Consider the following 15,250-nt stretch of genomic DNA (forward strand, 5'->3'; position numbering starts at 1 on the left):
GTCAGTGCGTTCCGCTCAGCGCAACGGGACGGTAGCCCGGGCGTGCCATCAGAAGATGCGACACGCCGATCGACCGCTCCAGAAAACCGCCTTCGCAATACGCGAGGTAGAACTCCCACATGCGGATGAAGTTCTCGTCGAAGCCCTGTGCACGCACTGCCGGCAACTGCGCCATGAAGCGCGTGCGCCATGTGCGCAACGTCAGTGCATAGGAATAGCCGAAGTCGTGCTGGCCGATCAGCTGCAGGTCGCTGCTGTGCGTCTTCGCCGCCAGGATGGCGTTGATGGACGGGATGAAGCTGCCGGGAAACACGAAGCGCTTGATGTAGTCCACGCTGCGTCGTGCCTGCTGGTAGCGCTCGTCTTCGATGGTGATCGCCTGCAGCAGGGCCAGGCCCTCTGGTTTCAGCAGGCGGGTCAGCGTAGCGAAGTAGGTCGGCAGGTACTGCGCGCCGATCGCCTCGATCATCTCGATGGACACCAGCTTGTCGTACTGCCCCTCCAGGTCGCGGTAGTCCTTCAGCAGCAGCGTCACGCGATCACTGAGCCCGGCCGCTTCGATCCTCTGGCTGGCCAGTGCGTGCTGTTCCACCGATATGGTGGTGGTGGTGACATGGCAGCCGATATGGCGCGCGGCATACAGCGCGAAGCCACCCCAGCCGGTGCCGATCTCCACCACGCGGTCGGTCGGCTTCAACTGCAGCTGCTCGCAGATGCGTGCCAGCTTGCGTTGCGAGGCCTGCTCCAGGGTATCGCCGTCTTCATACAGCGCCGAGGAGTACATCAGGTCGTCGGACAGGAACAACGAAAAGAACGGGTTACCCAGGTCGTAATGCGCCGCGATGTTGCGTCGGCTGCCCTCGCGCGTATTCCGGCGCAGGTACGCCCAGGCTTTCAGCATCCAACCCCCCATCCGCGCCGGACCGCGCTCCACCCCGTCGAGCAGGTCGCGGTTGCGAACCAACAACTGCACCAGCGCGACCAGGTCGTTGCAGCGCCACTGGCCGCGGATGTAACTGTCGCCGGCGCCGACGCTGCCCTGCGTCGCCACGGCGCGGTAGAACGCAGGATCGTCGACGGTCACGGTCACGGTGGGCCCGCTGCCCGCCACGCCGAGCTGCACTTCGCCCAGCGCGTCACGCACCTGCAGGCAGCCGCCCTGCAGCGGTGCCAGCTTGGCCAGCAGCTGCCGGCGCAGGAATGCGTCCAGGCGACCGGGCTGGGGCAGGGCGATGCGGTGGCTCATGTCATTCATTGGTTTTTGCCTGCAAGCGAAGGGTGGTCATGTACGGGATTGCGTTTGAGCCAGAGCCGCACTGCCTGCCAGTGGATCGCGCCCACCACCTGCAGGGTCATCAGCGGATGTCGGGCCAGCACGCTCGCCAAACCGGGGCCGTCCAGCGCACGCCGCTGCATCGATTGCGTTGCATCGAACTGCCGCTGCCCTTCGCGCCAGACCTGCATGTGCACGCGCAGGTCGTCGCCGGGTACGGTGAAGCGCCAGTCGTAGCGACAGTCCATCTGCATGAAGGGCGAGACATGGAACTGCTTGTCGAAGCGCCAGCGCAGCGCACGGCCACGCGTCTCCGCATCGGCTACCGGCAGCACATAGGCGTGGCGCTCTTTCCAGGGCGTATTGGTGATTTCGGCGACGATGCAGTCCAGGGTCTCGCCATCGGCGGCATGGCAGTAATAGAAACTCACGGGGTTGAAGACATGGCCGGCATGCCGCAGGTGGGCAAGCAGGCGTACCGGGCCGACCGGACGATGGCCCAGCACCGCTTCAGCGCGGTCACGCACCGCCTCGGCCAGTGGCTGATCCGGGTCGCCCAGGTAGTCACTGCGACGGAACTCGGCCAAGTTGCGGCGACCCACCGACCACAACCAGCGTCGGTCGAATACGGTGTCCACTTCATCCAGATCCAGCAGAAGCTGCGCGATCGGGTAGCGGAACGCATGCGCATGCGGCAGGTGCCGACGGTGCACGACGTGTCCGCGGTAGATCGCGCTGCTGCTCATACCGTGCTTGCCTCGCGCTGCGGCCAGTGCGTTTCGGCACTGACGGCATGCAGGGCGTCCACCACGCGGCGTGCGCTGCGGATGCCATCCTCGTGGAAACCCCAACCCCAGTAGGCGCCGGCAAACCAGGTGTGGCGGCGCCCCTGCACCTCATGCCACCGGCGCTGCGCGCGCACCATGGCGTGATCGTGCACCGGATGCGCGTACCGCAGGCGGCGCAGCACCTTCGACGGATCGATGGCCTCACTGCGATTGAGGGTCACCACCAAGGGTGTCGGCGTATCCAGCCCCTGCAGCAGGTTCATGCAGTAGCTCACCGTGCAGGCCTGCGCCGGGTCGCGCGGCACGTGGGCGTTCCAGGCGGCCCACGCCTTCCGGTTGCGCGGCAGCAGGCTGGCATCGGTATGCAACACCACTTCGTTTTGCTGGTAGCGGATGGCGCCCAACACACCGCGTTCCACCGCGTCAGGGTCCTGCAGCAGCGCCAGTGCCTGGTCGCTGTGGCAGGCCATCACGACGTGGTCGAAGCCTTCGGCACCAGCCGCACTGTGGATCAGTACACCATCGGCCAGCCGTTCCACCGCCAGCACGGGGCACTCCAGCCGCTCGCGCACCTGCCAGCGGCGGCGCAGCGCATCCACATACCGTGCCGATCCGCCCTGCACCACGCGCCATTCCGGGCGCGCGCTGATCTGCAGCATCTGGTGATTGGCCATGAACTGCACCAGATAGCGCGCCGGGAAATCGCGCACCGTGCTGGCCGGCGATGACCACAGCGCCGAGGCCATCGGCAGCAGGTGTTCCTCTATGAAGGCCTCGCCATAGTGATGATCGTGCAGGTACTGGCCCAGCGTCGGACCGGCTTCATCGCCTTCGAGCAATGCCGGTGCCTCGCGATAGAAGCGGCGCAGGTCGCCGAGCATCCCCCAGAAACGCGGCGACACCAGGTTGCGGCGCTGGCAGAACAACGTGTTCAACGAGGTCGCGTTGTACTCGACACCGCTGCGTTCGCTGTGTGCGGAAAAGCTCATGGTGGTCGGCTGCGAGGCCACCTGCAGTTCATCGAACAGGCCGGTCAGCAGCGGATAGTGCTGGGGATTGAAGACGATGAAGCCGGTATCGACCGCCACGGTGCGGCCATCCACCTGCACCGCGTGCGTGTGGGTATGGCCACCCAGATAGTCGTTTGCTTCGAAGAGGGTGACCTCATGCTGGCGGTCCAGCCACCAGGCGCTCGCCAAGCCTGCGATGCCCGACCCGATCACGGCGATGCGCATGTCAGCTCCTCGCCTTGGCCAGCACCCAGGCGGGAACCGGCTTCAGGCCGTTCACCAGGCGCAGCGCCTGCATCAGCCGGAGCCCGTACCAGGTGATGTCCACTTCGTACCAGCGGAAGCCTTGGCGGGCCGTGCCGGGGAAGAAGTGATGGTTGTTGTGCCAGCCCTCGCCAAAGGTCAGCAGGGCCAACCACAGGTTGTTGCGGCTGTCATCGCCGGTGTCGTAGCGCTGCTTGCCGAAGCGATGGGCGAGTGAGTTGATCGTCACCGTGGCATGGAACAGCACCACGGTGGACACGAAGAAGCCCCACACCAGCATCTGCGGCCCCGTGGTGCCCAGCGACGGCGCAACGTGCTGCAACAGCGCGCCCAGGCCAAACAGCGCGGCGGCCAAGGCGACCGGTACGAGGGTGTCGAACCGGTCCAGCCAGCGCAGTTCCGGGTATTTGGCCAGGTCGGGGATGCGCGACCAGTCGGTACGGAAGCCCTCACGGGTCAGGAACCAGCCCATGTGGCTCCACCAGAAGCCCTGCTCGCGCGGCGAATGCGGATCCAGCGGCTGGTCGGCGTGGCGGTGGTGGTTGCGATGGTGCGCGGCCCACCACAACGGGCCACGCTGCACGCTGGACGCCCCGATCAGGGCGAACAGGAACTGCACGACACGCGAGGTATGGAAGGTGCGGTGGGAGAAGTAACGATGGTAGAACGCGGTGATGGCGAACATGCGCACCGCGTAAAGCAGGACGGCCACGGCCACGGCTACCCAGGACACCCCTACCCAGATCACCGCCACGCAGGCCAGATGCAAGCCCACGAACGGAATTGCCCGCAGCCAGTCGATGCGATGACCGTCCGGGTCGGCCGGTTCTGCAGCCGCAGGCGACCGCGCATCGGTGTCGAACCAGCGCAGCAGGGTGGACCAGCGCCGCGGGCGGCGCGGGGGTGAAGCAGGTGTGGCCGACATCGTGCATCCCTCCTGGAGCTACTGACAGGAGATACGATGACAACGGCCGTGTGGATGCAGTGTCCGGAAAATAAATTCCGGACCCCTACAGGTTGGCGATATCTCCCTTGGCGACCACCGGCCCGGTCGGCGCGGCATGCGGTGCGCCTGCGGTGGGCTCCAGGGTGATGGCCAGCACCGAGCCGTTGACCAGCGCAGCGCGCAGTTCGGTCGGCACGTCCACCGTGTGGGCGCGGTCATTGGACACCAGGCCCAGCGATATCGGCGCGCCGCCGGCCGGGATCACCCACAGCTCCGGTGCACGGCCCTGCGCGTCGGCTGCACTGGGCACCGGCACCATCAGCACCTTGCCCAGTGCGGCATCCACGGAGGCCAGCCAGCCGGCTCGCCCATCGTCATGCAGCAGCGGGGTAACCGGGCGGGTGGCCTGCTCCGGCTCGCTGGCCGGTACCGGCGTCGGCGTCGTGGCGACCGGAGTCGGCAACGGCTGCTCGGGTGCCGGGCGGGTGAACACCGCGACCAACGCCAACGCCGCCGCCAGGGCCGTCGCGCCCTGCCAGAAGCCGGTGCGTTTCCACGGACGGGGAGCGGGCGCCGCATCGAAGGCCGCCCAGCCCAGTTCGCGCCGGACGCGCAGCCAGACATGCGCAGGCACCGGCGCGCTGCCGACTTCCTCGAGCAAGGGCGCCAGCCGCTCTTCCCACTGACTCACCAGTCGCGCGAAGCCCGCATCGGCGCTGATCCGCTGCTCGGCGTCGGCACGCTGCCCGGCGTCCAGCACGCCCAGCACGTACTCACCGGCCAACTGATCGGCGCTGGGTGGCTGTTCGTCTTCCTGTTGGAGGTCTCGGATGTTCATGGTTCCAGGCATACCCGCAACTGGGACAGGCCACGGCGGATCCAGCTCTTCACCGTGCCCAGGGGTGTGGCAAGACGGCGCGCCAGTTCATCGTGGCTGGCGCCATCCAGGAAAGCAGCGCGTATCAGACTGCGCCGCCGCGGTTCCAGCGCCTGCAGGCAGGCCGTCAGCCGTGCACTTTCATCATTGTGCTCGGCCAACTGCGCCGGTTGCAGATCACCGTCCGGCAGTTCCTCGGCAATGGACACATCGTCCAGCGCGCGTGGGGGCGCTGCACGCAGGCGGTCGATGGCCCGGTTGCGCGCCAGCATGGACAGCCAGGTCATCGCCGATGCCTTGCTGCGGTCGAAGCGCGGGGCCTTGTGCCAGACGGTCACGAAGACCTCCTGCAGCACATCCTCGGCTTCACCGCGGTCGCGCAACAGGCGCAGGCAGATAGCGAACAGACGGCCCGCAGACTGCTGGTACAGCGCATCGAAGGCCGGCCGATCCTGCGCCGCCACCTGTTCGAGCAGGGCGTCGAGGCGGCGCGCGTCGGCACCGTCGTGGGCGTCCAGCTGGGGCATCGCAGGCTCCGCATCACACTGGGATAGACCTGCATCCTCGTTGCTCGTGACGCATATCGCAAGCCCGTCAGCCCGTGCATGAGGCCACCAGGGGCTGCGCGCGCGCCTGTGCAAGCACGTTGTCGTCGGTGGCTTGCGGCGGATCCTTGAAGCGTACGCGGACCTGCGGCCACGCCCCGTTGGCATCGCGCACGTTGCCGGTGCCTTCGAACTCCAGCAGGCGGCGACCCTCACGGGCATAGACCAGGCTCACGGCGGGCACCGCAAAGCCGAACCAGGCATCGAGCTGCATCTGCAGCTTTTCGGCCGGTTGCCCCTGCCAGTCGATGGCGGCGACGCGGCGCAGCGTTACCGGCACCCAGCGCTGCCGGCTGGTGAGCAGGAACGGCAAGGCCACGGTGTCGCCCTTCAGCAGCGTTGACCAGTGTGCACGCACGGCGGCGTCGAATCCGGCATCAATCACCCCGCCGGCCGGCATCTCAAGCGCCTTGCCCTGTTCGGCCGCGGCGGTAGCGGAGCGGATGCTGACTACCCGCTTGCTCCCCTGGCGCTGCACCGACTCGCGGCGTCCGTCGCGCCCGTCGAGGAACTCGAAATCCGGCGCCTGCGCGTCGGCGGCGGGTGGCATCCATTTGCGCGCGAAGGCCCGCCCGTCGGTGCAGCGATACAGCACCAATCGCGCCTGCCGCCCGTCCACGTCCTGCAGGTAGTGGGTCTCGCGGTAGAGCGGACGACCCTCTTTGGGCGACACCGCTACGCCCTCCACGCGGGTCAGGGCCGCACCCGCGGCAAGGGGCATGAAGGCGGTCAGCAACAGGAACGGGGCGAAAGAGGCGCGCATGGCGTGGGTCCGCAGGGGGCTCATGGGCATATACGGCGCAGGCGGCACATTGGATGCAGGGTGACCGAAACGGCGCTTGACCGCGCAGCCGCTTCGGCCTAACGTGTGGTCGCCGAAGGTATCCATCGCTTCATTCGGATGAAGGGATGGATTTAAACGGGAATCCGGTGACCGTGCCCTGTGCACGCATTCCGGAGCTGCCCCGCAGCGGTGAATGGAAACGACCTCCGCCAACAGCACTGGGCCAACGCCTGGGAAGCGGCGGACACGAGGTGGGCGGCAACGCCCGTGTCCAACAGCCCGAATACCGGCCCCGGCCGGGGGACACGACCGTCCCCCGATCTGACCTGGAATCTCCGCGGGGAGGTTGCCCGGGCCCATGCCGTCCCGCCGCCTGCGGGATGCGTCGGCACGTGCACCTGTCCACGGCATCCGGTTCGCCCGCGGGGGCGAAGGTCGCTGGCAGGATGGGCGTAGGCCGGCAACGGCGCGCGACCTCCCGCAGTTCCTTCGTTCCTCAATGCCGACATGCAATGAGGACACGCTGCAATGACTACCGTTACCAACCTGGGTTTTCCCCGCATCGGCGCCAAGCGCGAATTGAAGCGGGCTCTCGAACGCCACTGGAGTGGCGAGGATGACACCGCCACCCTGCAGGCCAGCGCCGCCGCACTGCGCGCACGCCACTGGCAACTGCAGGTCGACGCAGGTGTCGACGTGCCGCCGAGCAATGACTTCAGCCTGTACGACCAGGTGCTGGATACCGCCTTCCTGTTCGACGCCATTCCCACGCGCTACCGCGCGCTTGCAGAGCGTGAGCCGCTGGCCGCGTACTTCGCGATGGCCCGCGGCCTGCAGCGCGATGGAATCGACCTGCACGCGCTGGAGATGACCAAGTGGTTCGACACCAACTACCACTACCTGGTACCGGAACTGCAGGCCGGGCAGGCCTTCGCCCTGCGCGGTGACAAGCCGCTGAGCGAATTCCGCGAGGCCAAGGCACTGGGCATCCACACCCGCCCGGTCGTACTGGGGCCGGTGAGTTTCCTGCTACTGGCCAAGACGACCGATGGGTCTTCCGCGCTGGACCTGCTGGACGCACTGCTGCCGGCCTATGTGGACCTGCTGGCGCACCTGAAGGCAGCGGGTGCCGATTGGGTGCAGCTGGACGAACCGCTGCTGGTGCAGGACCTGGATGCGGCGGCACAGGGGGCGTTCGAGCGCGCGTATGCGGTGCTGGGTGCGAACGCGGCAGCGCGACCCAAGCTCCTGCTGGCTACCTACTTCGGGGCGCTGGACGACAACCTGGCCCTGGCCACGTCGCTGCCGGTGGAGGGCCTGCACGTGGACCTGGTGCGCGCGCCCGAACAGCTGGATGCCGTGCTGAACGCCTTGCCGGCCGGCCGTGTGCTGTCTGCCGGCCTGGTCAACGGGCGCAACATCTGGCGTACCCAACTGGACAATGCGCTGATCCTGGCGCGCTATGCACAGACCGATCGCGGTCCTGATCTGTTGTGGCTGGCACCGTCGTGCTCGCTGCTGCACACCCCGGTGGATCTGTCGCTGGAAAAGAAGCTGGACGATGACCTGCGCAGTTGGTTGGCGTTCTCGCGGCAGAAGCTGCAGGAACTGCGCGTGCTGGCCGACGCACTTGATGGCCAGCCGTCTGCGGACGCCGGGCTGGCCGCCAACCGAGATGCACTGGATGCACGCCGTCGCTCGCCCCGCGTGCACAACCCCACCGTGGCCGCGCGTCTGGCCGGCTTGGGCAAGGCCGACGCACAGCGCCATGGGACCTATCCGCAGCGACGGTTGGCCCAGCATGCCGCGCTGCAACTTCCGCTGCTGCCGACGACCACGATCGGTTCGTTCCCGCAGACGCTGGACGTGCGCGACGCCCGCGCCCGGCACAAGTCCGGCAGACTTTCGCTGGCCGACTACGAGGCGTTCCTCGAGCAACAGACCGCTGACTGTGTGCGCGTGCAGGAGGAACTGGGACTGGACGTGCTGGTGCATGGCGAGTTCGAGCGCAACGACATGGTGGAGTACTTCGGTGAGCAGCTCGAAGGGTTCGCTTTCACCGGCAACGGCTGGGTGCAGAGCTACGGCTCGCGCTGCGTGAAGCCGCCGGTGATCTTCGGCGATGTCAGCCGGCCGCAGCCGATGACGGTGCGCTGGTCACGCTACGCGCAGTCCCTCACCCGCAAGCCGATGAAGGGCATGCTGACCGGGCCGGTGACGGTGCTGCAGTGGTCGTTCGTGCGCGATGACCAGGAACGCGATGTCACCTGCCGGCAGATCGCGTTGGCGCTGCGCGATGAAGTGAATGACCTGGAGGCGGCCGGCATCGGCGTGATCCAGGTCGACGAGCCGGCCATCCGCGAAGGACTGCCGCTGCGTCGCGCACAGTGGCGCGCCTACCTGGACTGGGCAGTGGAATCGTTCCGCATCAGCACCAGCGGGGTACGCGACGCTACGCAGATCCACACGCACATGTGCTATTCGGAGTTCAACGACATCATCCACTCCGTTGCGGCGATGGATGCGGATGTGATCTCGATCGAGACCTCGCGGTCGCGGATGGAGCTGCTGGATGCCTTCGTGCGCTTCAACTATCCCAACGAGATCGGCCCGGGCGTGTATGACATCCATTCCCCGCGCGTGCCGGACAAGGCGGAGATGGTGGACCTGCTGCGCAAGGCCCTGTCGGTGCTGAAGCCGGAGCAGTTGTGGGTGAACCCGGACTGCGGCCTGAAGACCCGCGGCTGGCCGGAAACCCGCGCCGCGCTGGAAGCGCTGGTGGCCGCTGCGGCGGAACTGCGTGCCGAGCATGCGGAGGCCAGCGTGGCCTGACCGGGAGAGGACGGTTGGGTCCACCTGTGGGCCCGACCTGTGGGTGGGACCTGCGGGCCCGACTTGTGGGTCGGACGTGGGGGTCGGATGTGGGGGNGGGAGGCAGCCGACTGAAGTCGGCTCTACCCCGCTGACGGCCCTGCCGTTACCCTGATGCCATGAACACCCTGCCCGCCCACGTGGCCCTGATCGTCGTCGACCTGCAACCGGACTTCATGCCCGGTGGCGCCCTGGCTTGTCTTGAGGGTGATGCGCTGGTGGCGCCCATTGCCGCGCTGTTGGCGCAGAAGCGGTATCGCACCGTGGTGGCCACCCAGGACTGGCACCCGGCCAACCACGCGTCCTTCGCCAGTCACTACCCTGACGGGCAGCCGTTCGCCCAGATCCCGCTGCACGGACATGCGCAGACGTTGTGGCCGGATCACTGCATCCAAGGCTCGGCAGGCGCCGCACTGCATGCGGGCGTCGACTGGAATGCAGCCGACATGGTGCTGCGCAAGGGCAGCAACCCGCAGGTGGATTCGTACAGCGCGTTCCGCGAGAACCACGGCCCGGACGGCACCCGTCCGCCAACCGGCCTGGCCGGCTGGCTGCGCGAGCGCGGCATCAGCGAGGTGCATGTGTGTGGGCTGGCGCGTGACTACTGCGTGCTGTGGACCGCACAGGACGCCGTCAGTGCCGGCTTCGCCGTGGGCTTCCACTGGGACCTGACCCGACCGGTCAGTGCCGACAACGACGATGCCACCCGACAGGCGTTGGCGACCGCGGGTATCGCGCTGCTGTGACCCGAGGTCACGCGCGGGAACGCGCAACGCGATGCCCAAGGCAGACCGCGCCACACACTGTAGCGCCGAGCCATGCTCGGCGAATTCCGTACGGCTTCATGATGCCTGACGCAGACCGCGCTTCGCGCTCGCCGAGCAATCGCAAAGCGCGCGGAGGACTACTGACGCGCCCCCTCGACTGAACGCGGGATCTGCCGATAAAGCCGCAACAGTTCTTCCCCCGTGCCCGTCCACCCTACCGACGTGTCGACTCTGACGCCGTTGTGCATAAGATGAAAAACCGGCGTCTGAAGCAGATTCAGCGGTGCCCATAGCGTGGAGTACTGTAGAGAATGCAATGGCATGTCCCGATGGGCTCGATTCCAGCTGCTTATTTCGTGCTGTGGCAATACGCCACCACTCGGAACCACAAGCTGGACATACCCCTGCATACCAACGAGAGCTCGAGAATCTGCTATATCGACCAATGCCTTACGCCAATAGCTACAGTATGGGTGCACGAGTGCGATGATGCGCCAACCCGACATCGGCAAGGTAACCCGATCCGCATGACCTTCTTCATCGAGCCAAAGAACTTGTCGCGTGTGTCGTTTGGCACCACGAATTCCGGGCAGCAGAGGAACCGACATTTCCTTTGCAATCCGTAGCCTGTTGGCCTCGTTGAAGCGTCCTCTCGAAACAAACGCTGCGTGCATCTGTAGATGGTTTCGCCGGGATGCACTTCCATCTCTCTGCATCTGCCTCAAGAGACAACGCATCCTCCTCAACAGGACCGGGTCGCGTTCGTAGGCATCCATTTTTGAAGTGGCATTGAAAACAACCTGACGATGTTCCTTCGCAAGGGTACGGCAGCCAATAGCGGACTTTCTGACTCGCTCATCCGCTTCATAATGGCTTCTCATCAGAGCAATTCGATCCCATCCGTCCTGCCCATCGCCGGGCTGCTCCATTGCCTCCAACTCTGCAATCAGCGAGCTACCCACTTCTCTGCCATAGGCTACGTAAGAAGCAACGGAAAGCATCAAGTAGGCGATCCCCATCTTGAGCTGCATGGCACTACCTCATCGATACCTGTGCCCACAGAAGCCCGCACTGTAAGTAAATCTGGACAACAGGCATCAGCAGCCCGACATGCAGATGAAGCTTGGCGAATCCATGCAGTTCGCCCGTCCGACACATTGGTACCGGGGATGGTCCTCCAGCACCGGATTGCCTGGAATCGGACGTGCAAGCGCTTCCATCACTCGCTCGTCCGCATCAGACTCGACGCGTAACCCTGCCAGATGGGGAAGCACGCGCTCGACACCGAACAGTGACAGTAAGGTGCGGGCATCACTGGCATTGAGTTCCTCGACAATGGGATCGATGTTGAATGTCGTCAGGCCCGCCTCATTGAAGCGCAGCGACCGAATGAAACGATCCCGCGCCGTGGGGCTGAGTGCATTCAGAGGTGAATGCGCAGAGCCCCGCATCAGCTCGGCGTCGAGCTGCTCCTGGGTATGAATAGGTGCGGATCTCTGCACGGCACGCTGGAGTTCCTGAAGATCCATGCAGTAAGCCGGCGCCATGAAAAACGGCAGGGCGATGAGTAGACATGAGGCAGGTAGAGAGCGCGATGCCATGAGCGATTCTCCGTTGATGGGATCAGTCCCACGGATTCAGCCTACGCATCGAGTTCAGGTGAAAATGCGATGCTGCTCAAGGTATACGCGAAACTTATCTAGGCACCAACGAGAGCGGGTTTCATCAATACATGTGCCGCGTCTCAGCGGAACACCACGGTCCGATGCCCGTTGAGCAGGATGCGGTGCTCTACATGCCGGCGTACCGCGCGGGCCAGCACCTGGGATTCGGTATCGCTGCCCAGCCGCACCAGCTCGCGTGGGGTCATCGCATGGTCAACACGCGCCACATCCTGTTCGATGATCGGGCCTTCATCGAGGTCTTCGGTCACGTAGTGCGCGGTGGCCCCGATGATCTTGACCCCGCGCGCGTGCGCCTGGTGGTAGGGCTGCGCACCCTTGAAGCTGGGCAGGAAGCTGTGATGGATGTTGATCGCACGCCCGGCAAACGCGCGGCACAGCGTCGGCGAAAGGATCTGCATGTAGCGCGCCAATACCACCAGATCAATCTGCTCGCGCTCGACCAGGTCGATCAGCTGCCGTTCCTGCACGTCGCGTGTATCCGCGTTGACCGGCAGATGATGGAACGGAATGCCATACGAGGCCGCCAGCGGCGCGAAGTCGGCGTGGTTGGAGGCCACCGCCGCGATATCCACCTTCAACTGGCCGCTATGGGCACGGAACAACAGATCATTGAGACAATGACCCTGCTTGCTGACCAGCACCAGCAGGCGCGCCCGGCGACGGCCATCGTGCAGTTGCCAGTCCATGCCGAAGCCTTCGCCCAGCGCGGTCATAGCCGTGTGCACCGTCTCCAGTAGCAAGCCGGCATCGCGGTCGAAATGCACGCGCAGGAAGAATCGGCCACTCTCCTCATCGCCGAACTGCTGAGCGTCGAGGATGTTGCAGCCATGTTCGTACAACAGTCCAGACACGCGGTAGACAATGCCGGTACGGTCAGGGCAGGACAGGGTAAGGATGGAGTCGGGTCGCATCCGGCCAAGTCTAGGCCACCATGCTGCGCTGCGGAATGGATGCTGTCAGATGCAACTGTCAGCGTCCCTCGCCGATCACGGGTCGCAGCTTGCGCAGTGCGGCACCATCGTCTGTCCACCCGCTGGCGCTGGCCCGCAGCTCGCCGTCACGCAGCACGTGGAACGTCGGGGTCGAGCCGGTCAACAACGGGGCCCATGCAGCGCCGGGTTGCATCGGCTGCATCGGCAGATCCGGATGTGCGGCATTCCACTCGAGCATCCGGGTGACCGGCCAGTTATTGTCGCTGGGCACTACGACCTGCAGCTGTGGCCGCAACCAGGCCAGCGTAGGGTCGTCGGCAATCGCGGCCAGCGCGTCCATCGAAAAACCACAGTACGGATGCACCAGTGCGATCACCCGGGTGCCATCGCGTGGCAACTCAGCCAGGCGGGCATGCAGCGCATCCTGCAGTTGCAGCACCTGCAGACCCGCCGTGCGTTCGCCACTGACCACAGGCAGTTCGTCCACCTTCAACGCTTCGCTCTGACCCAGCGCGTTGGCGGCCGCGAACCGACGCTGTGCGACCAGTGCGCCGTACAGGTCCCGCGCCGCCTGTGCGCTGGCAGTCCCGGATTGCTTCATGCGCTGGAACAGGCAGGTCATCCGCTGCAGCAGGGCAGGTTCGCGCGCGTAGAAGTTGAGTTGCCAGGTCGCTGCGAAGAGGTCGTCCAGGTCGCTGGCGGCGACGGTATCGCACAGGTCGGATGATTGCGTGTCCAGCGCTGCAACGCGTGCATCGGACACGTAGACCGCGCGCAGATGCTGGATCCGTTGCGCGAGCGGCTGCCCTCCGCTGCCTTCGTCGAGCGCTTGCATCCGTGCCGCCAGGCCCGTCGCCGGATCCAAAGGCGCAGCCGCCGCCACCGAGGAAGACAGCAGCAGGGACAGCAGCAGGGCGCGTGTCATCGAGTGCATCGGGAATTCCTTTCCAGACGGAACGCCTTGATCCTGCCACGATGCGATGCGCGGAGCCAGCGCCCGCCGCGTCAGCCAGGCGGGTGCACGGTCAAGGCCACCAGCCGCAGCACCAAGGGACGGACCACCAGAACGCAGCAGAACGCGACCGGCATGGCGAGGGCATAGGCCTGCAGCACGCGCGCCAGGTAAGCCCCGTCCACGCCGGCATGCGCCGCTGTGATGACCATGCACATCAGCATCGCCATGATGCCGGCCATGAAGAAGGCAAACACGTAGGGCGTGGTGCGGTGGCTCAGTTTCAGGCCGCGGCGGGCAGAGGCGGTGGAATCGGTCATCAGACAGGCGCTGCGGGAACAGCGGGCCAGCATGCCCGAGAAGGCCGGTCGGCACAGCCGTCCGCTGCTTGGGACAGACCGAAGCAGATCTTTGGGGGCGACCGTGGCACGCTGTGCGGTCATGAACCTGCTCCAGCTCATCCGCACTTTCACCCGTACCGCCGAGGCCGGCAGCATTGCCGGCGCAGCCCGTGCCCTGGGCATCAGCGCCACCGCCGTCGGCCAGAACATCGCACGGCTGGAGGCGCACCTGGGCGTGCGCTTGTTCAACCGCAGCACCCGCTCGCTGTCGCTCAGCGAGGCCGGCGCGCTGTACCTGGCCAAAGTGCAGCACATCGAGGCCGACCTGGCCGGCGCGCAGGCCGCCGTGAGCAGCGGCGACATCGAGCCGGTGGGACCCCTGCGGATTGCCTGCAGCCGTGCGTTCGGCCGGCACGTATTGGCCCCCATGCTGCCAGCGCTGCAGCGGCGCCACCCGCAACTGCAGGTGGAACTGCGGCTGTCCGACCGCGCCGTGCGGCATGCCGAAGAGTCGGTGGATGTCAGCATCCGCATCGGCGCCCAACTGCAGGATGGATTGGTGGCACGGCCCCTGGCGCGCATCCCGTTCGTGTTCTGCGCGGCGCCCTCCTATCTGGAACAGGCCGGCACGCCCACGTCACCAGAGCAGTTGGCCGCTCACCGCGCGCTGTTGTTCCGCTTCCCCGCTGATGGCCGGCCGCTGCGCTGGGGGCTGCTGGGGGAACAGGGACGCGTGGAAGCCACGATGCAGACCGGAATGATCTGCGATGACATCGACGCATTGGCTGAACTGGCAGCCGCAGGCGGCGGCATCACCCGGCTGGCCGCCTTCGTTGCCGAACCCTACCTGCGCGACGGACGCCTGCAGACCGTGCTGGCCGACGACCCGCGCTGGATGCCGGAACCGATGGAGATGTTCTTCTGCCTGAGCGACCGCCGCGACTTTACTGCCCGCATCCGGGTGTTGTTCGAACATCTGCAGGCGGGCTTGCCGACGGCATGGCAGGTGCAGGCGAGCTGACGCCGCGGCGCGGTAGAGCCGACGGGGTAGAGCCGACTTCAGTCGGCTGCTCTGCACGGAAATCCGGTTGCGTTCGGGAGAGCAGCCGACTGAAGTCGGCTCTTATCTCTTCGAGATCTGGCACTTTAGGTGCC

General features: G+C 66.0%; 15 protein-coding genes and 1 riboswitch. Of the genes, 3 read left to right on the forward strand and 12 right to left on the reverse strand.

Going from position 1 to position 15,250, the window contains the following annotated elements; translation table 11 throughout:
- Position 1: 1 nt before the first annotated feature.
- From IFT65_RS15285 to IFT65_RS15315, 7 genes are all read right to left on the reverse strand, one after another.
- Positions 2–1,255 (reverse strand): cyclopropane-fatty-acyl-phospholipid synthase family protein, encoded by a 1,254-nt coding sequence (locus tag IFT65_RS15285; RefSeq protein ID WP_192082135.1) that lies wholly within the window; start codon positions 1,253–1,255, stop codon positions 2–4.
- The gene (locus tag IFT65_RS15290) at positions 1,252–2,019 is read right to left on the reverse strand and encodes a DUF1365 domain-containing protein (protein WP_192082136.1); all 768 of its coding nucleotides are present in this window, start codon (positions 2,017–2,019) and stop codon (positions 1,252–1,254) included. The genes IFT65_RS15285 and IFT65_RS15290 overlap by 4 nt, the downstream gene beginning before the upstream one ends.
- Positions 2,016–3,296, reverse strand: a complete 1,281-nt coding sequence (locus IFT65_RS15295) for an FAD-dependent oxidoreductase (RefSeq protein ID WP_192082137.1) — start codon at positions 3,294–3,296, stop codon at positions 2,016–2,018. The genes IFT65_RS15290 and IFT65_RS15295 overlap by 4 nt, the downstream gene beginning before the upstream one ends.
- Position 3,297: 1 nt before the next feature.
- Positions 3,298–4,260 (reverse strand): acyl-CoA desaturase, encoded by a 963-nt coding sequence (locus tag IFT65_RS15300; RefSeq protein WP_192082138.1) that lies wholly within the window; start codon positions 4,258–4,260, stop codon positions 3,298–3,300.
- An 85-nt stretch (positions 4,261–4,345) separates the two neighbouring features.
- The gene (locus IFT65_RS15305) at positions 4,346–5,119 is read right to left on the reverse strand and encodes an anti-sigma factor (RefSeq protein WP_192082139.1); all 774 of its coding nucleotides are present in this window, start codon (positions 5,117–5,119) and stop codon (positions 4,346–4,348) included.
- Positions 5,116–5,685: a sigma-70 family RNA polymerase sigma factor gene (locus tag IFT65_RS15310; protein ID WP_188325744.1), complete on the reverse strand. Its 570-nt coding sequence runs from the start codon at positions 5,683–5,685 to the stop codon at positions 5,116–5,118. Before IFT65_RS15310 ends, IFT65_RS15305 begins: the two co-directional genes overlap by 4 nt.
- A 67-nt stretch (positions 5,686–5,752) precedes the next feature.
- The gene (locus IFT65_RS15315; RefSeq protein ID WP_192082150.1) at positions 5,753–6,526 is read right to left on the reverse strand and encodes a hypothetical protein; all 774 of its coding nucleotides are present in this window, start codon (positions 6,524–6,526) and stop codon (positions 5,753–5,755) included.
- Between the two features lie 99 nt (positions 6,527–6,625).
- Positions 6,626–6,857: riboswitch (cobalamin riboswitch) on the forward strand.
- A 218-nt stretch (positions 6,858–7,075) separates the two neighbouring features.
- On the opposite strand from IFT65_RS15315, the gene metE reads away from it, so the two are divergent.
- Together metE and pncA are read left to right on the forward strand one after the other, a co-directional pair.
- Positions 7,076–9,379 carry a 5-methyltetrahydropteroyltriglutamate--homocysteine S-methyltransferase gene (gene metE, locus IFT65_RS15320; protein WP_192082140.1) on the forward strand — a complete coding sequence of 768 codons (2,304 nt, stop codon included), beginning with the start codon at positions 7,076–7,078 and terminating at the stop codon, positions 9,377–9,379.
- A 158-nt stretch (positions 9,380–9,537) separates the two neighbouring features.
- Entirely contained in the window at positions 9,538–10,164 is a 627-nt protein-coding gene (pncA, locus tag IFT65_RS15325) for a bifunctional nicotinamidase/pyrazinamidase (protein ID WP_192082141.1), read from the forward strand.
- A 158-nt stretch (positions 10,165–10,322) separates the two neighbouring features.
- Here the strand turns inward: pncA and IFT65_RS15330 are convergent, their stop codons facing one another.
- From IFT65_RS15330 to IFT65_RS15350, 5 genes are all read right to left on the reverse strand, one after another.
- Positions 10,323–11,216, reverse strand: coding sequence for a hypothetical protein (locus tag IFT65_RS15330; protein ID WP_192082142.1), 894 nt, complete (start codon positions 11,214–11,216; stop codon positions 10,323–10,325).
- 66 nt (positions 11,217–11,282) lie between these two features.
- Positions 11,283–11,786: a hypothetical protein gene (locus IFT65_RS15335; protein ID WP_192082143.1), complete on the reverse strand. Its 504-nt coding sequence runs from the start codon at positions 11,784–11,786 to the stop codon at positions 11,283–11,285.
- A 143-nt stretch (positions 11,787–11,929) separates the two neighbouring features.
- On the reverse strand, positions 11,930–12,781 hold the full coding sequence (purU, locus tag IFT65_RS15340) for a formyltetrahydrofolate deformylase (protein WP_192082144.1): 852 nt from the start codon (positions 12,779–12,781) through the stop codon (positions 11,930–11,932).
- 58 nt (positions 12,782–12,839) lie between these two features.
- Positions 12,840–13,736, reverse strand: a complete 897-nt coding sequence (locus IFT65_RS15345) for a hypothetical protein (protein WP_192082145.1) — start codon at positions 13,734–13,736, stop codon at positions 12,840–12,842.
- Positions 13,737–13,807: 71 nt separating this feature from the next.
- Positions 13,808–14,074 (reverse strand): DUF2798 domain-containing protein, encoded by a 267-nt coding sequence (locus IFT65_RS15350; RefSeq protein WP_188325739.1) that lies wholly within the window; start codon positions 14,072–14,074, stop codon positions 13,808–13,810.
- 121 nt (positions 14,075–14,195) lie between these two features.
- On the opposite strand from IFT65_RS15350, the gene IFT65_RS15355 reads away from it, so the two are divergent.
- Complete coding sequence (locus tag IFT65_RS15355) at positions 14,196–15,116, forward strand: LysR family transcriptional regulator (RefSeq protein WP_192082146.1); 921 nt, start codon at positions 14,196–14,198, stop codon at positions 15,114–15,116.
- The last annotated feature ends 134 nt before the right edge of the window (positions 15,117–15,250 follow it).

The sequence above is a fragment of the Stenotrophomonas sp. CFBP 13725 genome (assembly GCF_014841935.1).
Taxonomy (GTDB): domain Bacteria; phylum Pseudomonadota; class Gammaproteobacteria; order Xanthomonadales; family Xanthomonadaceae; genus Stenotrophomonas.